This is a genomic window from Amycolatopsis sp. NBC_00345, assembly GCF_036116635.1.
Classification (GTDB): Bacteria; Actinomycetota; Actinomycetes; order Mycobacteriales; family Pseudonocardiaceae; genus Amycolatopsis.
On record NZ_CP107995.1, the window covers coordinates 7,727,847 to 7,747,830 of the forward strand.

22 protein-coding genes are annotated in these 19,984 nt (G+C 71.8%); 15 read left to right on the forward strand and 7 right to left on the reverse strand.

Translation table 11 applies throughout. The features are described from left to right. Positions 1–201: 201 nt before the first annotated feature. Complete coding sequence (gene mshD, locus OG943_RS34825; protein WP_328605169.1) at positions 202–1,098, reverse strand: mycothiol synthase; 897 nt, start codon at positions 1,096–1,098, stop codon at positions 202–204. A gap of 76 nt (positions 1,099–1,174) precedes the next feature. After that, entirely contained in the window at positions 1,175–1,942 is a 768-nt protein-coding gene (locus OG943_RS34830) for a response regulator transcription factor (protein ID WP_328605170.1), read from the reverse strand. A gap of 165 nt (positions 1,943–2,107) precedes the next feature. Between OG943_RS34830 and OG943_RS34835 the strand changes: the two genes are divergently transcribed. The 10 genes from OG943_RS34835 (at position 2,108) to OG943_RS34880 (ending at position 9,807) form a co-directional block, all read left to right on the forward strand. Then, positions 2,108–3,007, forward strand: coding sequence for an LmeA family phospholipid-binding protein (locus OG943_RS34835; RefSeq protein WP_328605171.1), 900 nt, complete (start codon positions 2,108–2,110; stop codon positions 3,005–3,007). A gap of 7 nt (positions 3,008–3,014) precedes the next feature. Further along, positions 3,015–3,452: a TlpA family protein disulfide reductase gene (locus tag OG943_RS34840; RefSeq protein WP_328605172.1), complete on the forward strand. Its 438-nt coding sequence runs from the start codon at positions 3,015–3,017 to the stop codon at positions 3,450–3,452. A 457-nt stretch (positions 3,453–3,909) separates the two neighbouring features. Then, positions 3,910–4,344: a DUF4395 domain-containing protein gene (locus OG943_RS34845; RefSeq protein WP_328605173.1), complete on the forward strand. Its 435-nt coding sequence runs from the start codon at positions 3,910–3,912 to the stop codon at positions 4,342–4,344. 30 nt (positions 4,345–4,374) lie between these two features. Then, a complete protein-coding gene (locus OG943_RS34850) occupies positions 4,375–5,211 on the forward strand; it encodes a sulfurtransferase (RefSeq protein WP_328605174.1) in 837 nt (278 codons plus the stop codon). Then, positions 5,211–5,528 carry a DUF1416 domain-containing protein gene (locus OG943_RS34855; RefSeq protein ID WP_328605175.1) on the forward strand — a complete coding sequence of 106 codons (318 nt, stop codon included), beginning with the start codon at positions 5,211–5,213 and terminating at the stop codon, positions 5,526–5,528. Before OG943_RS34850 ends, OG943_RS34855 begins: the two co-directional genes overlap by 1 nt. A gap of 211 nt (positions 5,529–5,739) precedes the next feature. Beyond that, positions 5,740–7,074 carry a DHA2 family efflux MFS transporter permease subunit gene (locus OG943_RS34860; RefSeq protein WP_328605176.1) on the forward strand — a complete coding sequence of 445 codons (1,335 nt, stop codon included), beginning with the start codon at positions 5,740–5,742 and terminating at the stop codon, positions 7,072–7,074. Between the two features lie 127 nt (positions 7,075–7,201). Beyond that, complete coding sequence (locus tag OG943_RS34865) at positions 7,202–7,816, forward strand: FABP family protein (protein ID WP_328605177.1); 615 nt, start codon at positions 7,202–7,204, stop codon at positions 7,814–7,816. 13 nt (positions 7,817–7,829) lie between these two features. Beyond that, entirely contained in the window at positions 7,830–8,432 is a 603-nt protein-coding gene (gene pxpB / locus OG943_RS34870) for a 5-oxoprolinase subunit PxpB (protein ID WP_328605178.1), read from the forward strand. Continuing rightward, on the forward strand, positions 8,432–9,280 hold the full coding sequence (locus OG943_RS34875; RefSeq protein ID WP_328605179.1) for a biotin-dependent carboxyltransferase family protein: 849 nt from the start codon (positions 8,432–8,434) through the stop codon (positions 9,278–9,280). Before pxpB ends, OG943_RS34875 begins: the two co-directional genes overlap by 1 nt. Positions 9,281–9,456: 176 nt before the next feature. Continuing rightward, positions 9,457–9,807: a hypothetical protein gene (locus OG943_RS34880; RefSeq protein WP_328605180.1), complete on the forward strand. Its 351-nt coding sequence runs from the start codon at positions 9,457–9,459 to the stop codon at positions 9,805–9,807. On the opposite strand, the gene OG943_RS34885 is transcribed toward OG943_RS34880, so the two are convergent. Beyond that, entirely contained in the window at positions 9,789–10,634 is an 846-nt protein-coding gene (locus OG943_RS34885) for an aminodeoxychorismate lyase (protein ID WP_328605181.1), read from the reverse strand. The genes OG943_RS34880 and OG943_RS34885 overlap by 19 nt on opposite strands. An 86-nt stretch (positions 10,635–10,720) precedes the next feature. On the opposite strand from OG943_RS34885, the gene ygfZ reads away from it, so the two are divergent. The 3 genes from ygfZ to OG943_RS34900 are packed head-to-tail and all read left to right on the forward strand — an operon-like array spanning position 10,721 to position 13,480. Beyond that, entirely contained in the window at positions 10,721–11,869 is a 1,149-nt protein-coding gene (gene ygfZ, locus OG943_RS34890; protein ID WP_328605182.1) for a CAF17-like 4Fe-4S cluster assembly/insertion protein YgfZ, read from the forward strand. A gap of 49 nt (positions 11,870–11,918) precedes the next feature. After that, the gene (locus tag OG943_RS34895; RefSeq protein ID WP_328605183.1) at positions 11,919–12,545 is read left to right on the forward strand and encodes an RsiG family protein; all 627 of its coding nucleotides are present in this window, start codon (positions 11,919–11,921) and stop codon (positions 12,543–12,545) included. Further along, a complete protein-coding gene (locus OG943_RS34900) occupies positions 12,542–13,480 on the forward strand; it encodes an asparaginase (RefSeq protein WP_328605184.1) in 939 nt (312 codons plus the stop codon). The genes OG943_RS34895 and OG943_RS34900 overlap by 4 nt, the downstream gene beginning before the upstream one ends. On the opposite strand, the gene OG943_RS34905 is transcribed toward OG943_RS34900, so the two are convergent. Next, positions 13,461–14,357 carry a hypothetical protein gene (locus OG943_RS34905; protein ID WP_328605185.1) on the reverse strand — a complete coding sequence of 299 codons (897 nt, stop codon included), beginning with the start codon at positions 14,355–14,357 and terminating at the stop codon, positions 13,461–13,463. The two genes, OG943_RS34900 and OG943_RS34905, sit on opposite strands and share 20 nt — an antisense overlap. A gap of 207 nt (positions 14,358–14,564) precedes the next feature. Here OG943_RS34905 and OG943_RS34910 point away from each other — a divergent pair, with 207 nt between their 5' ends. Together OG943_RS34910 and OG943_RS34915 are read left to right on the forward strand one after the other, a co-directional pair. Further along, positions 14,565–14,750, forward strand: a complete 186-nt coding sequence (locus OG943_RS34910) for a DUF3073 domain-containing protein (RefSeq protein ID WP_328612222.1) — start codon at positions 14,565–14,567, stop codon at positions 14,748–14,750. Positions 14,751–14,856: 106 nt separating this feature from the next. Continuing rightward, on the forward strand, positions 14,857–15,717 hold the full coding sequence (locus tag OG943_RS34915; RefSeq protein WP_328605186.1) for a 3-hydroxybutyryl-CoA dehydrogenase: 861 nt from the start codon (positions 14,857–14,859) through the stop codon (positions 15,715–15,717). A 113-nt stretch (positions 15,718–15,830) separates the two neighbouring features. Here OG943_RS34915 and OG943_RS34920 read toward each other — a convergent pair whose 3' ends face one another. From OG943_RS34920 to OG943_RS34930, 3 genes are all read right to left on the reverse strand, one after another. Next, positions 15,831–16,655 (reverse strand): ECF transporter S component, encoded by an 825-nt coding sequence (locus tag OG943_RS34920; RefSeq protein WP_328605187.1) that lies wholly within the window; start codon positions 16,653–16,655, stop codon positions 15,831–15,833. Between the two features lie 640 nt (positions 16,656–17,295). After that, positions 17,296–18,903, reverse strand: coding sequence for an ABC transporter ATP-binding protein (locus OG943_RS34925; RefSeq protein WP_328605188.1), 1,608 nt, complete (start codon positions 18,901–18,903; stop codon positions 17,296–17,298). Further along, positions 18,900–19,949 carry a CbiQ family ECF transporter T component gene (locus OG943_RS34930; protein WP_328612223.1) on the reverse strand — a complete coding sequence of 350 codons (1,050 nt, stop codon included), beginning with the start codon at positions 19,947–19,949 and terminating at the stop codon, positions 18,900–18,902. The genes OG943_RS34925 and OG943_RS34930 overlap by 4 nt, the downstream gene beginning before the upstream one ends. Positions 19,950–19,984: the final 35 nt, after the last annotated feature.

Sequence of the window (19,984 nt, forward strand, 5' to 3'; positions counted from 1 at the left end):
CGCCGGATGACACGCTTTCGCGCCGTGCCGGATCCGGACATTAGGCAGCCACGGTGGACGGTCGCCCTTGTCCAGTTGAACGCGAGGTGAACAAGGCGCCGGTTGTGAGCAGGACGACTACTCCGAACGGGGGTCGTGTCCCCGTCGTGACCTGCGAGTACGCAAAACGTAACACAGCGTGGGATTAGCGGTCCACAGTGATTACTTACCGTACTGAACGTCGGTTTCGAAACGGGTAAACCCCAGCTTGCCGTAGACCGCCAGCGCCGGGGCGTTGTCACCCTCGACGTAAAGGATCACTTGGCGTAGCCCCCGCTCGCGCAGATACCGGAGCCCGGCGAGGGTCAGCGCCTTGCCCAGACCGCCACCCTGCGTAGCCGGGTTAACTCCGACGACGTACACCTCGCCCACCGGCTCGCCGCCGAAGCGGCCGGGCACCGGCTCGTGCACCTTCGTCCAGTGGAAGCCGACCACCTCGCCGTCGGCGTTCTCCGCGAGGAAGAAGCCAGCCGGGTCGAACCAGCCCTGCCGTTCCTCGTCGAGCAGGTCCTCGACGGTCAGCGCGCCCTGCTCGGGGTGCCAGTCGAACGCGCGCGCGTTGACGGCGATCAGCGCCTGCTCGTCCTGGCCCGGCACGAAAGTGCGCAGCTTGACGCCCTCGCGCAGCACGGGCTCCGGCCAGTCGGCGCCCTCGACGTCGACGTGCAGGATCAGCAGCTCACGCCGCCGCTCCAGCCCCAGCTTCGCGGCGACGGCGGCCGCGCCCGGGTGGTCGCCGTGGGACCAGACGCGGTAGCCCTCCGAGGCCCGCTCGGCCAGCGCGCGCGCCAACGCCGTGCCGACGCCGTGACGCCGGTGTTCCGGGTGCACGACCAGCTCGGCGACCTGGCGGCCGTAGGAGTCGCCCTCGGTGTCGAGGTGGACGTAACCCTGTGGTGAACCCGATTCCCGGGCGAGCAGGTGCAGCCCGCCGTCGAACTCGCGCGGCAGCGGGCCGGACTCGGCGACCTCGGGACGCCCGTCCACCGCCTTCGCGGCGAGCAGGATCGCGCGGATCCCGTCTAAGTCGGGTTCGTTCGTCCAGTCAGCCGGCTCCATGGGAGCCAGCCTAGTGGGGACTCGTGAGTGTTTATGACGGTTAGAACCGTCATCGCCACTCACGAGTCTTGCGGCGTCAGCGGGCCGAAAGCTCCGCTGTCTCAACCGGTGCCGCCGGGTGCGGTGCCGCGGCCGGCGGCGGCTTGACGGCGGGGCCGCCGCCGGACTTCGCCGGGCGCTCGAACTTGTACCCGACGTTGCGCACGGTGCCGATCATCTGCTCGTGCTCGGGGCCGAGCTTCGCGCGCAGCCGCCGCACGTGGACGTCCACCGTGCGCGTGCCGCCGAAGAAGTCGTAGCCCCAGACCTCCTGCAGCAGCTGGGCGCGGGTGAAGACGCGGCCCGCGTGCTGCGCGAGGTACTTGAGCAGCTCGAACTCCTTGTAGGTGAGTTCCAGCGTGCGACGGCGCAGGCGCGCGGTGTACGTGGCCTCGTCGATCACCAGCTCGCCGACGCGCAGCTCGGCGTCCACCTGCGCGGAGCTGCCGTCGCGGGTGGTGACCAGGCGCAGCCGGGCGTCCACCTCGGCCGGGCCCGCGGTCGGCAGCAGGATGTCGTCGGTGCGCCATTCCGCGCTCACCGCGACCAGTCCGCCCTCGCCCACCACCGCGATGATCGGGGTGGTCGCTTCTTCCTCGCCGGCGCCCTTGAGCAGCCGGCAAAGGCTCTTCGCGGACGCGAGGTCACTGCGCGCGTCGAGCAGGATGACGTCCCGGTGCCCGGCGTCGAGCAGGGCGGTCACCTCGGGTGCCCGAACGCGTACGGTGTGGGGAAGCAAGTCCAGCGCGGGCAGTACCGAGGTGGGGTCGGCTTCCGCAGTCAGTACGAGAAGGTCCAGGCTCATGAGCCGCACCGCCTTCACAAAGTCGTCGCCTCGAACATGGCTTCGGTCGGTGCTAAGTGAGAATAGCGGGTGAGTACCCCCGGCACCTAACGCGTGCTGGATCGATCACACCTGGGCAAACACCGGGGCGGGTCCCGGCCCCCGACCGACAGGAGAACCGACGCGATGGTGAGCAGGCCCGTGACGCGGGACGACCGACCGGCTCAGCGGCCGGACAGCCGACGTCGTGGACGGCGTATCCGCCGCTGGGTGATCGTGGTCGGGGTCATCGTGATCGTGCTGGTCGGAGCGGATTTCGGCGCCGCCGCGTTCGCCGAGCACACGATCTCCCAGAAGGCCCGCGACCAGCTCGGGCTGACCGACGACCCGTCGGTCCAGATCCACGGTTTCCCGTTCCTCACCCAGGCCCTCGCCGGTGACTACAGTCACATCAGCGTCTCGGCCGACGGGGTGCCGGTCGGCAACGACCTGCGCGACCTCGGCGTGAGCGCGGAGCTCGAAGACGTGACCGCGCCGCTGTCCGACCTCACCGCCGGCAACATGAAGGCGGTCAAGATCGGCAAGCTGACCGGCGCCGTGACCATCAAGGCGTCCGACATCGCGCACATCTCGCCGCTGGACAAGGTGCAGAACCTCAAGATCGACCAGTCCACCGTGAACTACGTCAAGTACGGCGACACGGACCAGGGCAAGCAGCCCGACCCGACGACGACCAACGCCCAGGGCGAGAAGCAGGACAGCGACACGGCCGGGATCCGGCTGTCCGCCAACGTCCAGATCGCCGGCCAGAAGGTGGAGCTGTTCTGCTTCGCGCTGATCGAGCTGAAGGACAAGACGATCTCGATCGTGCCCAACCGGCTGCAGTTCGGGAATGACCACGACACCACCGTCGTTCCAGCCGCTGTGCAGAAGGCCCTGCTGCCGAACTTCCGCGCCACGATCGACACCGCGCGGCTGCCGCTGTCCGTGACGCCGACCGCGGTGCGCGTGGACAGCGGCTCGGTGACCATCAAGGGCGAGGCCGACAACGTGAGCTTCGCGGACCTGACGACGAACAAGGGGTGAGCACCCGGTGACCGGAGTCTGGGTACTGCTGGGGACGCTGGTGGTCGCGGTCGTCGCGGGCCTGCTGCTGAAGGCCCGTAACGGCCGGGTCCGGGCCGCGAAGCCGGCCGTCACCACCCGCCCGCTGCCCGCTCCGGTCGCCGACGCGCTCGACCCGGCGTCCGCCGTGACGCTGGTCCAGATCTCCACGACATTCTGCGCGCCGTGCCGGCACACGCGCGTGATCCTGTCCGCGCTGGCCGAGAAGACCGACGGGCTGCACCACGTGGACCTCGACGTCACCGAGCAGCCCGAGGTCGCGCAGGCCCTTTCCGTGCTCCGGACGCCGACCACGCTGGCACTCGCCCCGGACGGCCGTGAGCTGCTGCGCGTCGGCGGCGTGCCGAAGGGCCCCGAGCTGCTGGCCGCCCTGCAGCCGCACCTCATCGGGACCGACGCCCGCTGAAACTCCCTGCTCGCGCCATCGCCGTTCGAGCCCGCCTGAACGCCGTCAAGGCCTCCTTACCCGCGTCCCACGCCGTCAAGGCCTCCTTACCCGCGTCCCACGCCGTCAAGGAGGCCTTAACCGCGTGCGGGTCCATGACGGAGGCCACGGCCGCGCCGATGCGCGCCGGGCCCGCCCCTGTTCAGCGGGTTGATTCTCAAATTCCGGGACGCGTCCCAAGGAATGAACGTTGTTCCCACCCCCAGAGAGCGTGGGTACTCTCGGCGGCGTGGACAAGCTGCCCATCACCCTCCTGACGCAGCGGCGCGCAGTGGACCTGTGCCGCGTGCGCAGCAGCTTGTGTCCATGTTCGCCCGGCCGGCGCTGAAGCACGTCTCGCGCCTAGGCCGCAGCTCGAGGAAGACCCTCCGCAGCGTGCCGATTCGCACGCTTCCGTCCAGCTCCAGCAGGAGGAACCATGGCCGCCGGACCGGCTGTCGACCCGCGTGGACCGCGGTTCGCCGCGATCGTGACCACGGTGGTGCTCGCCGTGGTGCTCCTGACCCAGTGGTGGCCGTTGCTCGCCGTGCAGACCGTCGTGTTCGCGATCGGCGCGTTCGTCGGGCTGAAGCCGGCGCCCTATTCGATCCTGTACCGCGCCCTCGTGGCGCCGCGGCTCGGCCCGACGAGCGAGCGTGAGGACGCGGCGCCGCTGCGGTTCGCGCAGGCCGTCGGGTTCGTGTTCGCGCTCGTCGGCACGGTCGGCTTCGTCACCGGCGTGACGACCCTCGGCATCGTGGCGACGGCGTTCGCGTTGTTCGCCGCCTTCCTCAACGCGGCGTTCAACTTCTGCCTCGGTTGCGAGATGTTCTTGCTCATCAAGCGTTTCAGCCCCAGCCCGCGCGCGTCCTGAACCACCCACCCCAGAAAGAGAGTTCGCTCCATGAGCCGTGAAGACGTCCTGGTCACCACCCAGTGGGCCGAGGAGAACCTGGACACCCCCGGCGTGGTGTTCGCCGAGGTCGACGAGGACACGACCGCCTACGACGCCGGGCACATCCGCGGCGCGGTGAAGCTCGACTGGCGCAACGACCTGCAGGACAAGGTCCGCCGCGACTTCGTCGGCAAGGAAGACTTCGAGAAGCTCCTCGCGGAGAAGGGCATCTCGAACAACGACCGCGTGATCCTCTACGGCGGCAACAACAACTGGTTCGCCGCGTACGCGTACTGGTACTTCAAGCTCTACGGCCACGAGAACGTGCAGCTGCTCGACGGCGGCCGCAAGAAGTGGGAGCTGGACGGCCGGGCGCTGAACTCCGACGCGGTCAAGCGCGACACCGCCGAGTACAAGGCGCAGGACGCGGACACCTCGATCCGCGCGTTCCGCGACGAGGTCGTGCAGTCGATCGGCGCGAAGAACTACGTGGACGTGCGCTCGCCGGACGAGTTCGCCGGCAAGCTGCTCGCCCCGGCGCACCTCCCGCAGGAGGTCGCGCAGGTGCCGGGCCACATCCCGGGCGCGCTGAACGTGCCGTGGGCCAAGGTCGCCAACGAGGACGGCACCTTCAAGTCCGAGGACGAGATCAAGGAGCTGTACGCCGACGCTGGCATCGACGAGTCGAAGGCCACCATCGCGTACTGCCGGATCGGCGAGCGCTCGTCCATCGCGTGGTTCGCGCTGCACGAGCTGCTGGGCTACGGCGACGTGAAGAACTACGACGGTTCGTGGACCGAATACGGCTCGCTGGTCGGCGTGCCGGTCGAGTTGGGAGCGAAGTAATGGGAGCGACTCCGGACGACGGCTGCGGCGCCCCCACCCAGGAGGCCACGCCCGCCGACTTCGACACCAAGGGCCAGGTCGTGCTCGCCGGCAAGGTGACCGGCAGCGCGGGCCCGGTCGGCGGCGCCTTCGTGCGCCTGCTCGACGGCGGCGGCGACTTCACCGGCGAGGTCGTCTCCTCGGCCGACGGCGACTTCCGCTTCTACGCGGCGCCGGGCGACTGGACGATCCGCGCCCTGCACCGCACCGGCAACGGCGAGGCCACCGTCACGGCGGAGGGCCCCGGCCTGCACCAGCTGGCGATCTCGGTCGCCTGACGCTTTTCCGGCGAAGCCCCCGACTCACTGCGCAATCCAAGCAGCGTCGGGGGTTTCGCCGTACCCAGGCTCGTGAGTGCCTATGACGGTTCTAACCGTCATAGGCACTCACGAGTCCCGGCGGGCGTCCGGCAGCCCGGATCGCCGCGCGCCGATGGACAGCACAAAAGACAGTTGACCTCAAGCCGACTTGAGGACGCAAGCTGCCCAGGTGATTCAGACGAAAACGGTTACCAAGAGCCCCGCACTGATCCTCGCCCTGTTCCTCGGCAGCTTCATGGCGCTGCTGGACGTGAGCGTGGTCAGCGTCGCGCTGCCGGCCATCCAGCGGGACCTGCACACCGGTTTCACGGACCTGCAGTGGATCGTCGACGGCTACACCGTCGCGATCGCCGCGGCGATCCTCACCGGCGGCACGCTCGGCGACCGCTACGGCCGCAAGCTCGTCTACCTGACCGGGCTGGTCGTGTTCACGCTCGCCTCGCTGGCCTGCGGGCTCGCGCCGACGCTCGGCCTGCTGGTCGCCGCCCGCGTGGTCCAGGGCGCGGCGGCCGCGGCCGTCATCCCGGGCGCGATCGCGCTGCTCGCGCACGCGTTCCCGGACCCGCGCGAGCGCGCGAAGATGATGGGCTGGTGGGGCACGGTGTCCGGCTCCGCGCTGGTCGTCGGCCCGCTGGCCGGTGGGCCGCTGACCGACGCGTTCGGCTGGCCCACGATCTTCCTGGTGAACGTGCCGCTCGGCGTCGTCGCCGTGCTCGCGGGACGCCGGGGCATCACCGAGTCCGCCGACCCGGCCCACGGCGCGCTGGACCTGACCGGCCAGGCGCTGGGCGCGGTGTGGATCGGCGGGCTGGTGTACGCGGTGATCGCCGGTGACCTCGTCGTCGGCCTGATCGCGGTGCTGGTGCTGGCCGCGTTTGTCGTCGTCGAGCTGCGCGTGCCGCACCCGATGCTGCCGATCCGCCTCTTCGCGCGGGCCCGGTTCTCGGTGTCGACGCTGGGGTCGTTTGTGATCGGCTTCGCGGCCTACCCGGTGCCGGTGCTGATCGCGCTGTACCTGCAGCAGGGGCGCGGGGTCTCCGCGAGCGTCGCCGGGGTGCAGATGCTGCCGTACGTGCTGGCCAACGTCGTCGCGGCGTTCTGCGCCGGCCGCCTGGCCGCCCGCTTCGACGCGCGGCGGGTGCTGCCGGTGGGCCTGTTCGTCGCCGGGCTCGGCGGGTTCGCGTTCCTGGCGGTGGACGCGACGAGCCCGTACTGGCATCTGGCACTGGTCTTCGGCCTGGCCGGGATCGGCGTCGGACTGTCCATCACGCCCACCAACATCGTCGGCCTCGCGGGCCTGCCGGGCGACCGCGTGGGCATCGCCTCCGCGACGGTGAACGCGGCCCGCCAGACCGGCACCGCGCTCGGGGTCGCCGCGCTGGGCGCCCTGCTGTCCCACGGCGCGACGTTCAGCGCCGGGCTGCACGCCGCGATGGCCCTGGCGGGCGCGACGCTGCTGGCGGTGACCGTCCTCACCGCGGCGACCCTGCGCAGGGCCGGATGAGCGGGTCCGGACTATTCTGCATCGCGTGGAGACCCTGTTTACGATCCTGCTGGCCTTGGCGGCCGTCGCCATCGTGTGGTTCGCCTGCTACGTCGTCTACCGGCTTTACGCCGACCAGCGCTAGCCGATGACAACCAGTGGCGACGAGGCCATCGCGGCCGCCGAAGAGCGGGCCGCCAGCACGCGCGCGCGCAATCTGCCGGCCTGGGACGATCTGCCGATCCCGAACGACACGGCGAACCTGCGCGAGGGCCCGGACCTGAACGCGGCCTGCCTCGCCCTGCTGCCGCTCGTCGGCGTGTGGCGCGGCGAGGGCGAGATCGACTACCCGACGATCGAAGGCCCCCGCAAGTTCGCCCAGCAGCTCACCGTCGCGCACGACGGCAGGCCGTTCCTCTACCACGAGGCGCGCTCCTGGCTGCTGAACGAGGACGGCTCGATCCTCCGCCCGGCCGCCCGCGAGACCGGTTTCTGGCGCCCGCAGGAGGACGACACCCTCGAGCTGCTGCTCACGCACAGCTCCGGGATCGTCGAGCTGTACTACGGCAAGCCGCTGAACCAGACGTCCTGGGAGCTGGGCACCGACGCGGTCATCCGCACCGCCACCGCGAAGGACGTCACGGGGGCGAAGCGGCTGTACGGCCTGATCAACGGCAACCTCGGCTACGTCGAGGAGCGCGCGATGGTCGGCCAGGAAATGCAGCCGCACGCTTCGGCGCTGCTGCACCGCGTCGCCGGCTGAGATCGGCGACGCCGTGCGCTGGCGGCGGTACGGCGAGCAGGGCGCCCTGCTCGACTGCGACTCGCTCGACCAGATGAGCGCCGCGCGCGCCACGGTCGAGGCCGCCGCGATCCCGGGTGTCATCGAGCTGGTGCCGGGCGCGCGGAGCCTGCTGGTGGTCGCCGAGCCGGCCGTGCTCGACCGGGTGCGCGCGCTGCTCGACGGCGCCGACCTGGCCCACCCGCCGTCCGGCTCGCCGCGCGAGGTGACCCTCGACGTCCGCTACGACGGCGAAGACCTGGCGATGGTCGCGCGCGACGCCGGACTGTCCGAAGAGGACATTGTCGGACTCCACACCGGCGCCGTCTACACGGTCGCGTTCACCGGTTTCGCGCCCGGCTTCGGTTACCTGACCGGGCTTCCCGCGCCGCTGCGGCAGCCGCGCCTTGAGTCGCCGCGCACGCGCGTACCGGCCGGCGCGGTGGGCGTCGCCGGTGAGTTCACCGGCGTCTACCCGCGCGAGTCGCCCGGGGGCTGGCGGCTGCTGGGGCACACGTCGGTGACGCTGTTCGACTCGGCCATGGACCCGCCGGCGCTGCTCGCGCCCGGCGACCGCGTCCGGTTCCGGAGCGTGTGATGCGGGCGCTCGAAGTACTCGCGACGGGCGCGCTCGCCCTGGTCCAGGACCTCGGCCGGCCGGGGTACGCGCACCTCGGCGTGCCGCCCTCGGGCGCGCTGGACGTCGGCGCGCTGCGGCTGGCGAACCGGCTCGCCGGCAACCCCGAAGACGCCGCCGGGATCGAAACGCTGCTGGGCGGGCTGTCCGTGCGCGCGACCGCGTCGTGCACGGTGGCGGTGACCGGGCCGGTGGTCGCGGTGACCGTGGACGGCCGGGACGCCGGGTCCCACGCCGCCGTCGCCCTGCGCGCCGGGCAGACGCTCACGATCGGCACCCCGGCCCGCGGCCTGCGTTGTTATCTGGCGGTTTCCGGCGGCATCGACGTGCCGGCCGAGCTGGGCAGCCGGTCGCGCGACGTGCTGTCCGGGATCGGCCCGGAGCCGCTCGCGCCCGGCACGACAGTCCCGCTCGGACCGGCGACCGGCGTGCCCGCGGGGGCCGACGTGGTCGTCGCGCCGCCGTCGCCGGACCGGCTGGTCATCCCGGTCGGGCTCGGCCCGCGGGACGACTGGCTGGCCGGCGCCGCGGGCGGCCTCGGCGTGTGGTGGACGGTGACGGCGGAGTCCAACCGCGTCGGCCTGCGGCTCGACGGCCCGCCCCTGCGCCGCGAGCGCACGGGGGAACTGCCCAGCGAAGGCCTGCTGACCGGCGCGGTCCAGGTGCCGCCGAACGGCCTGCCGGTCGTGTTCCTCGCCGATCACCCGACTACCGGCGGTTACCCCGTGGTTGCGGTGGTGAGACGAGGGTCACTCGACGCGCTCGCACAGGCCCGTCCTGGAACCCAGGTGTGGCTCCACCCGTCCTGATAACCGTGGAACAGGTAACGGTCACAGGCGGTAAGGGCTTCCTGGCGCCGGATGCCGGGGCGGTCGTCGGGGGTGCCGAGGCCGGCTCCGGCGAAGTCCGTCAAGGCCTCCTTACCCGCGTCGGACGCGGTGAAGGGGGCCTTGACGGACTTTGGCCGAGAGGAGGGGCGCCGGAATTGTCACAGTCGCTCCGGATCGCGCTCGCCACCGGCCAGCTGCGGCGGCCGCTCACCGAGACCCTCCGCGAGCTGCTGGACCTGCTGGTGGACGGCCGTTACCAGGTCAGCGGCCCCGAGCGGCTGCCGGACGACGACCTGGTCGCCACCGCGGGCCGGCCGGCCGCCGACGAGGCCAGAGTCGCCTACTACCGCACCGCCATCCGCTCCGGGCACCGCCCGGTGGCCGTGGTGCTCGCCGGTGCCCGCGCGCTGATCGTCGACGGGCACCACAAGATCGCGGCCTACCGCGCGGAGGGCGTGACGGCCTCGGTCGTGCGGATCAGCGAAGCTCAGTACTCCGACTCGTAGGCCGCCACCAGCTCACGGTGCACGGCGGCCGAGTCCGGCAGCGCGGCGCCGTCGAGCGTGTGCACGCGGGTGACCAGCCGGACCGAAGACGCGAGGAAAACCCCGTCGGCCGTGGTCAGGTCGGCGGCCGTGAGCGGCTCGACCTTGATCGTCCAGCCGGCCTTCTCCGCGCCGCGGAACAGCGCGTGCTGCGTGGTGCCGGGCAGGATGCCGACGGTCGAGGGCGGGGTGTACAGCGTGCGGCCCTTCGCGACGACAACCGTGGACGTCGGGCCCTCCAGCACCGAGCCGTCGGCAGCGGTGAAGATCACATCCTGGGCGCCGCGGCGGGCGGCCTCGCGCAGCGCCGCCATGTTCACGGCGTACGACACCGTCTTCGCGCCCAGCAGCAGCCACGGCGCGCGCTCGGCGACGTCCGGGGCGAAGCCGCGCTCCAGCAGCACGGCGGCGACGCCGTCAACGCGGGCGCGCTGCACCTTCTCGTCGATCTCCAACCCCATGGCGAACGCCGTCGGCACGCCGGCCGGATCGCCGTCGATTCCCCTGGTGTACACCAGTTTCAGCGCGATCTCACGACCACCCGTCCAGGTGTCGATGACTTTCCGCGCCGCTCGCTCGAACCCGGCGAGGTCCGGCGCGGGCAGGTCCAGCATGGCGGCGGAGCGGGCGAGGCGGTCGAGGTGCGGACGCAGCTCCCGCGGCTTCTTGTCCGCCACGAGGATGGTCTCGAACACCCCGTCTCCCCGCAGCAGCCCGAGGTCGTCCACCCGGATGTGGGCGGCGTCGGGGTCGGCCAGAGTTCCGTCGAGGAAGGCGAGAACGCGCATGCCCACACCGTAGTACCAGGGCGACGGCGCGCGGCTACGCCGTTGAGGGCGGTGGTGGGGAGGGCGACGGAGCTAGTCTTGTCCTTATGCCGTATCGCTCGCCGTTACTGGAAGCCCCCCGCGCGATCGCCCCGCCCGAAGGCCACCCGGAATCGGGCGTCCCCTGGCACTGGGGTGACCCGTTCGCCGAGCAGCGCACCGCCGCCCGCGGCGTGGTCGTGATCGACCGCTCGCACCGCGAGGTACTGGCTGTCACGGGTGAGGAACGCCTGTCGTGGCTGCACCTCGTGATCTCCCAGCACGTGACGGGGCTGGCCGAGGGCACCGGCACCGAGGCACTCGTGCTCGACAGCCATGGCCACATCGACACCCACTTCGTGCTGGCGCACCTCGACGGCACCGTCTGGATCGACAGCGACCCCGGCGCGAGCGCGACCAGCGCGCTGCCCAAGGGCGGCAAGCAGACGCTGCTTGAGTACTTCGAGGCGATGAAGTTCTGGTCGAAGGTCGAAATCCGCGACGCGACAACGGAACTCGCGCTGCTCACCGTCCTCGGCCCGGACGCCGAGCGGGTGCTGAGCGCGGTCGGCGCCGAGGTCGGGCCCGCGCCGTACACCGTGACCGCGTTGCCCGGCGGCGGTTTCGCGCGCCGGATGCCGTGGCCGACGCGGTCCAGTGTGGACCTCGCCGTGCCGCGCGAGCAGCTGGCGGACTGGTGGCGGCGGCTCACCGACGCGGGCGCGCGCCCGGCCGGGAGCTGGGCCTTCGACGCGCTGCGCGTGGAATCGCTGCGCCCGCGCCTCGGCACCGACACCGACGAGCGCTCGATCCCGCACGAGCTGGGCTGGGTCGACTCCGCCGCGCACGTCGCGAAGGGCTGTTACCGCGGCCAGGAGACCGTCTCGAAGGTGCACAACGTCGGCCGCCCGCCGCGCTACCTCGCGCTGCTGCACCTCGACGGCTCGCCGGAGATCACCCCCGAGACGGGTGATCCGGTGCGGCTCGGCGAACGCGTGGTCGGGCGCGTCGGGAGTGTCGTCCAGCACCATGAGCTGGGGCCGATCGCGCTGGCGCTGGTGAAACGTTCCACCCCGGCGGGCGCGGAGCTGCTGGCCGGCGCAAGAGATGAAGAGAGCGGGGTGGACCGTGTCGTTCAAGCCACCGTCGACCCGGACTCCGTGCCCGGCGAGCACGCCGCCCCTGGTCGGGAGGCTGCGGCGAGGCTACGGGGCTGAAGTGAACTCGACGGTAGCGTTGTCGGGGAATCTAGAGCAGGATGTGCCCGTGATCGAAGTTCGTCCCGGCGGGCGAAGGCGGATCGACCGCGTCCTCGCCCCGGGATACTCCACCGGCCTCGGCGACCTGCCGCTTCCGGTGCTGCGCGAACGCCGTGACGAGGCCGCGCAGGAAGAGACGGACCTGTCCTATTTGCGCCGTCTGCTCCACGCCCGGATCGACATCGTGCGCGCCGAGCAGCAGCGCCGGTCGTCCGGCGGCGAGAGCATCGTCGACCAGCTCGCCACCATCCTCGCCGACAACGCGATCGGCCCGGCCATGGGCTCCGGACGGCACCAGGGGCTGGAGCCGTCACGCGCGGGCGAGCACCGCAGGCACGCCGAGGCCCTGATCGGCGACACCGACCTGACCGACGTCGGCTCGCTGTCGGAAAGCAAGCTCGCCTCCGCGCTGGACACCTACGCCACGGAGGAGACGTCCGTGTCGACGTTCCGCCGCCAGGTGCAGGGTGTGATGGACACGCTCAACGCCGAGATCGCCGCCCGCTACCAGCGCGGCGCGGCGACGGTCGACGAGCTGCTCGACTCCGAGCGCGGCCGGTCCGACACCAACGGCGGCACTGGTTCGTCCGGCAGCGCCGGTTCATCCGGCAACGCCGCGAGCTCCGGCAAGTGACCAACCCGGTACTGGTCGAGGTCGTCCGCTCCGGTTTCACCGAAAGCGTGCACCGCGGCTCCGTCGTGGTCACCGCCCCGGACGGCACGGTGGTCCTGGCCACCGGCGACGTCACCGGCCCGATGTTCCCCCGCTCGTCGAACAAGCCGCTGCAGGCCGCCGGGATGCTCCACTCCGGACTGTCCTACGACGGCGCCGACCTGGCGCTGGCCTGCGGCTCCCACTCCGGCGAGCCCGGCCACGTCGAGCGCGTCGCGGCGATGCTGGCGGCCGCGGGCCTGGACGAGTCCGCGCTGGCCTGCCCGCCCGCGTACCCGCTGTACGAACCGTCGATGCACGCGGCGGCCGGCCCGCTGCGCGTCACGATGAACTGCTCCGGCAAGCACGCGGCGATGCTCGCCACCTGCGTCGCGGCGGGCTGGCCGACGGACGGCTACGAGCACCCGGCGCACCCGCTGCAGCAGGCGATCGCGGACACCGTCGTCTCGCTCACCGGCGAGCCGATCGCCGCCACCGGCGTGGACGGCTGCGGCGCCCCGCTGTTCGCCTTCTCCCTGACCGGCCTGGCACGCTCGTTCGGCCGCCTGGTGCAGGCCGACCCGGGCTCACCCGAGCGCCGTGTGGCCGACGCGATGCGCGCGCACCCGTGGCTCGTCGCCGGCACGGACCGCGAGGACACCAGCCTGATGAAGGCCGTCCCCGGCCTGTTGTCGAAGGTCGGTGCGGAGGCTGTCTGGGCCGTATCGCTGCCGGACGGAACCGCGCTGGCCCTGAAACTGGACGACGGCGCCAAACGCGGCTGCGGCCCGCTGGGCGTGGCCGTGCTGCGTCACCTCGGCGTCGACGTCTCCGAGCTGGCCGACCTGGCCGCCCCCGCCGTGCTGGGCGGTGGCCGGGAGGTCGGACAGCTGCGAGTCAGTTGGAGTGCTCCCTAGCCGCGAGGTCGCCCCAGAACTCACGGAGTTCGGAGAACAGCTCGGCGAGCTCTTCGACGTTGCCGGTGCGCAGGGCGTCCAGGATGTCGTGCACCTCTTCGGCCGTGGTGTCGGACTCGAGGATCGAATCGGCGAACAGCTGGACGAGGCCGCCGTAATCGAGTTCCACGACCGACGCCGGGTTGAAGCTCTCCAGCCACTGCCGGGTCTGCGACAGCACCCGCGCGGGACCGGACTCGCCGAAGGCGGCCTCGATCAGCTCGCTCGCCTCGGCGGCGCGGCTGAGCGCCTCGGACATCGACGTGCGCCACGACACCTCACGCGTCGGGTCGGCCGGGCCGGAGCCGAGGACCAGCCGGCGCTCGTCCGGGTCGACCAGGACGAACCACGGCAGCGGCACCGTCCACGTCGTGGTCAGGGTGTGCGCCGCCATCGTGGTCAGGTCGGCCATCGCGGCCTTCGTGCGGGACCGGGCGCGGTCGGCGGAGACCCCGCCGGCGTCGAGCACCGCGTTCTTCAACGCCGGGTGCGCGTCGCCGAGGAACGTCACCAGCGCGGCCGCCGAGCGGGCCCGCAGCTCGAGCGGGCAGACGAACGGGCCCTCCACCGGGTGCCCGGGCGGCAGCTCGCCCACGTCGAGCACCAGCACGTCGTTGAGCAGGCTGGGCGCGGGGCGCCCGTCGGACAGCTCGGCGGGCAGGAGCCGGGACGGCGCGGCGACCTGTGACTTGAGCCACATGTGCTGCTCTCGTTCGCCGATGGCGGCACGGCGCAGCTTCGCCGCGGCCACGGCTTCGCGCAGCCGCTCGTCCGGCGGGTCACCCAAGGCGAGCAGGGGTTCATACACCCGCAGATAGGCCACGAAGGGACGGAGCACCAGTGCATCGTGGCACGCCCACCTGCGCCGATCGCCACCGACAGGCCGGTAACCGGCGTCCGGCGGACACTGTCGCGACCGGCACACCGTGCCACGTCGCATCCACCCCCCCGGACACGGTACGGTGTGACCAGGAAAGAACTGTCGAGACGATGCGGGGCCGCCGATTCCCCCGGCCGCCCCGCCCCTGTGCGAGGGGGTCGAGCCATGGGGCGCGGCCGGGCTAAGGCCAAGCAGACGAAGGTGGCGCGCGAGCTCAAGTACAGCTCGTACGACACCGATTTCGATGCTTTGCAGCGCGAGCTGTCGAGTAGTTCCTCGGAGAGTAGCCACGAGGACGACAACCAGTACGAGGACCCGTACGACGACGGGTACGACGAATACCGTCGTTGAGCAGGCGTGACGCGCGAGGGTGGTTCCGGGTGAGAACCCGGGCACACCCTCGCGCGTCTCGTGCTGCCCATTTCTCGTGCCCACGAAGGTGTGAAGGAGCGAGCCGATGAGCGACGTACAGCAGGTTGGCGTGGTTGGCGCGGGCCTGATGGGGTCCGGCATCGCCGAGGTGCACGCCAGGTCCGGCCTGGACGTGATCGTCACCGAGGTGAACCAGCCCGCGCTGGACGCGGGCAAGGCTCGCATCGAGAAATCGCTGCAGCGCGGTGTGAAGAACGGCAAGCTGTCCACCGAGGACGCCGACGCGGCGCTCGGCCGGCTGCGGTTCACCACCGAGATCGGCGAGTTCGCCGACCGCGACCTGGTGATCGAGGCGATCCTCGAGCAGGAGCAGGCCAAGGTCGAGGTCTTCCGCCAACTGGACAAGATCGTCGAGCGCGAGGACGCGGTGTTCGCGTCCAACACCTCCTCGATCCCGATCATGAAGCTCGGCATGGCCACGGCCCGCCCGCAGCAGGTGGTCGGCATCCATTTCTTCAACCCCGTGCCCGTGCTGCCGCTGGTCGAGCTGGTTCCGTCGCTGCTGACCAGCGACGAAACCGCGCGCCGCGCCGAAGAGCACGCCACGAAGGTGTTGAGCAAGACCGTGATCCGGTCGCAGGACCGCGCCGGGTTCATCGTGAACTCGCTGCTGGTGCCGTACCTGCTGTCCGCGATCCGCATGATCGAGTCCGGCTTCGCCTCCGCCGAGGACATCGACCGCGGCATGGAGCTGGGCACCGCGCACCCGATGGGCCCGCTGCGGCTGTCCGACCTGATCGGACTGGACACCATCAAGGCCATCGCGGACTCGATGTACGCGGAGTTCAAGGAGCCGCTGTACTCGTCGCCGCCGCTGCTGCTGCGCATGGTGGACGCGGGCCTGCTGGGCAAGAAGACCGGGCGCGGGTTCTACTCGTACTCCTGACGACTTTTGTTGCCCCGGCCGACGTTCGTCTTCGCCGCGGGCGCCAGTGGTGCGTCCGCGGCGCCGGGTAACCCGTTCACCGTCCACGACCTGGACACCGCGCACTAACGGGCTCAGCTGACCGGCCCGAACGCGGCCCGCCGCGCGGCGCGGCGCAGGACCAGCAGGATGGCGGGCCCGAGCAGCAGGATGGCGGCGAGGTTGGTCAGCGCGCGGCCGGTGTCCCAGCCGAGCGTCGAGGTCAGGACGGTGAAGACCAGGAAGCGGTGCAGGTTCTCCGCGATCGGCGCGCCGGGCACGAAGTCCAGCGCGGACGTCCCCGCGAGGAACGGCCAGGTGAACATGCTCATGGCCAGCCCGTAGAAGTACGCCGCGAGCACGCCGTAGACCGAGAGCATCGCGATCTCCCACCGGCCCTTCACCCGCGACGGCAGCAGCCCCGCCCCCATCCCCACCAGCGACGACGCCAGCATCTGGAACGGCAGCCACGGCCCGACCCCACCGGTGAGCAGAGCCGACGCGAACAGCGACGTCGCCCCCAGCACAAACCCGAACCCCGCCCCGAACACCCGCCCGGCCAGCACGAGCAGGAAGAACACCAGCTCGATCCCGCCCGTCCCGGCCCCCAGCGGCCGCAACGCCGCATCGACGGCCGACAGGACCCCCAGCAGCGCCAACGCCTTCGAGTCCAGCCCCCCGCTCGACAACTCGGCCAGCACGATCAGGATCAGCACGGGCAGGGTGGCCATGAACACAAACGGCGCATCGATTCCGTGGCCGGCCGCGCTCTGGGCTGCTCCCGCCGCTCCCTCTGTTCCCGGTGCGGTGCCGACCAGCAGGGGCCAGCAGAACATCACCAGTCCCAGCACCACCGCCGGCCCCAGCACCAACGCGGTCCGCCACCTGATCCGGACGGCGGGCTGCAGGAAATCGGTCATCGGGCCGCCCCGATCGCGTGGCGCGCTTGGCTGGGGACTGCGGTGGCCACTGTCGCGAGGGGACCACTCGCGACGGCCGCGGTCGCGAAGAGACCACTCGCGTCGGCTGCGGCGGTCGCGAACAGGACACTCGCACCAACTGCCGTCGCGAAGGGCCCATTCGCAACCACGCCGGTCGTGAACGGACCACTCGCACCAGCCGCCGTCGCGAAGGGACCACTCGCACCAGCCGCCGTCGCGAAGGACCCATTCGCGACGGCCTTGGGCGCGAAAGGACCAGTCGCACCAGTCGCCGTCGCGCGGGGCCCACTCATGACGCCCACGGTCGTGAACGGGCCACTCACAACAGCTGCGGCCGTCGCGAGAGGACCACTCGTGACAGCTGCCGCCGTCGCGAAAGGAGCAGCCACAACCGCGCCGGTCGCGAACGGGCCGTTCGCGGCACCCATGGTCGCGAACGGACCGTTCGTGACTGCCGCAGTCGCGAAGGGACCACCCGCGTCAGCTGCGGCGGTCGCGAACAGGACACTCACACCAGCCGCCGTCGCGAGAGGACCACTCGTGACAGCTGCCACCGTCGCGAAAGGCCCGTTCGCGACAACCACCCCAGTCGCGAGGAGACCACCCGCACCAACCCCGCTCATGAACCCAGCGCCTCAGCGACCTCGTCCACCGTCAGCCATTCCTCCGGGGCCAGGATCTTCGCGACCTGCGGCGCGAATGCCGGTGACGACACGACGACCTCCGCCGTCGGGCCGTCTGCTACGACCTCGCCTTCGGCCATGACCACTACGCGGTGGGCGGTCGTCGCGACGAACTCCACGTCGTGGGTGGCCAGGAGGATTGCGTGGCCGTCCGAAGCGAGCGAAGCGAGCACCGACGCGAAGTGGCGCTTCGCCGGGTAATCGAGGCCTCGGGTGGGCTCGTCGAGGAGCAGGGCCGGGGGCGCGGCCGTCAGCTGCACCGCCAGCACCAACGCCAGCCGCTGCCCCTCCGACAGGTCACGCGGGTTCAGCGCACCGTCGACGCCGGGGACGAGCCGGTCCAGCAGCGACCGCGCCGTGCCCGGGGCGGCTGACGACTCCTTGTCCGCCTGCGTGCACTCGGCGTCCACCGTCTCCAGGTACAGCAGGTCCGCCGGGCTCTGCGGGACGAGGCCGACGCGCGCCCGCGCCGCGCGCGGCTTCAGCCGGGCCGGGTCCGCGCCCAGGACGTCGACCGTCCCGCCGGACCGCGGGCCGCTGCCCTGCAGCGCCCACAGCAGCGACGACTTCCCCGATCCGTTGCGCCCCATCAGCGCCACGACCTCACCCCGCCCCAGCCGCAGGTTCACCCCGCGCACGGCCGGCACGTCGCCGTACCGGACCTGCACCGCCGACGCCCGCACCACCCAGTCCCGGGAGCCGGAAACCCCCGAGGAAACCGGGCGCGAAAACGGAGCCAGCCGCGTCCGCAACGGGCCCGCCAGCCGCCGCGCGTCGCGCACGGAGAGCGGCAGCGGCGACCAGCCCGCCAGCCGGCCCAGCTCGACGATCGGCGGCGCGACGTCCGCGAAGGCGAACACCTCAGCGGGCGGGCCGGAGACCACCGAGCCGTCGCCGGGCAGGTACAGCACGCGGTCGGCGTACTGCGCGACGCGCTCCATCCGGTGCTCCGCGACGACCACCGTGGTCCCCAGGTCGTGCACCAGCCGCGTGATCGCGGCCAGCACCTCCTCGGCCGCCGTCGGGTCGAGCGCGGACGTCGGCTCGTCCAGCACCAGCACCCGTGGGTGCGCCGTGAGCACGGAGCCGATCGCCACGCGCTGCTGCTGCCCGCCGGAAAGAGTCCGAAGTGGACGGTAACGCAGGTCCGCGACGCCCAGCAGGTCCAGCGTCTCCTCGACGCGCTTGCGCATCACGTCCGGCGCCACGGCCAGCTGCTCCATGCCGTACGCCAGCTCCTCCTCGACGGTGTCCGTGACGAACCCCGCCAGCGGGTCCTGCCCGACCACCCCCACCACGGACGCCAGCTCACGCGGCGGGTGCGTCTCCGTGTCCAGCCCGGCCACGCGCACGCGCCCGGTCAGCCGGCCGCCGGTGAAATGCGGGACGAGCCCGTTGATCGCGCCGAGGAAAGTCGACTTGCCGACACCCGTTCGCCCCGCGACGAGGCACAGCTCGCCCTCCTCCACCACGAGGTCCACATCGGACAGGACGGGCCGCGCGGTACCGTCGTAAGTGACCCCGACGTGGGAGAACTCGATCACCGGGCGACCTCCAGCAACGGCACGGGACGCGGCGCCAGCCAGGCGGGCAGCGCCCCGATCAGCACGGACAACACCGGCAGGACCGGCAGCGACGGCCACTCCAGCCCGGACGGGTACAGCCCGGACGGCCCGGCCGCGAACAGCAGCGCGCACGCGCCGACCCCGCACAGCACCACCAGCGTTTCAGGCAGCCGCCACGGGTCGGGCCGGTACGCCGTGCGCCGGACGCGACGGCCGCCGAGCACGAACCCCGCCCCCGCCACCACCAGCCCGGCCGCCAGCATCGGGATGCCGAGCCAGGTCGACGTCCCGTCGAGCACGCCGTACACCCCGACGGCGACGCCGATCATCCCGGCGAGCACACACACCGCGATCACCGCGCGCACCCGCGGCGCGAGGTAACCCCGCCGCCCGTAGCCCCGCGAGTCCATCGCGGCGGCGAGCAGGAGCGAGCGGTCCATCGCGTCCGCGAGCACCGGCACGAAAATCCCCTTCACGACGCGGAAGCCGCGCGAACGTCCCGCTCGCAACCGCCGCGCGCGTCGCACCCGCTGCACGCTCTCCACCAGCTGCGGCGCCACCGAGAGCGCGACCGTGACGGCCGTGCCCACCTCGTACAACGCCCCGGGAACGGCCTTGAGCAGGCGTTTCGGGTTCGCCAGCGCGTTCGCGGCGCCGACGCAGAGCACGATCGCGGCGAGCCGCAGCCCGTCGTAGAAGCCGCCCAGCAGCTCCTCGGCCGACGTCGGGCCGAGCAGCGTGATCCCCGCGGCGGCCGCGGGCAGCGGGATGGTCGGCAGCGTGAACAGCACGTGCCCGCCGTCCTCGCCGCCGATGAGGATCCGGAACAGCACGCGCGACACCACGATCACCGCGCCGATGTAGGCGTACAGCCGGAAGGCGAGCGCCCAGGGTGCGTCCGTGCGCCGGTTGGCGACCACGAACCCGGCCACCGCGATCACCAGGCCGAGCAGCAGCGGGTTCGTGGTCCGGCTCGCGGCGACGGCGAGCGCGAGCGCCCACACCCACCACGCGCCGGGGTGCAGCGCGCGGGGGTTCCCGGTCAGCGGGACCCGCGACC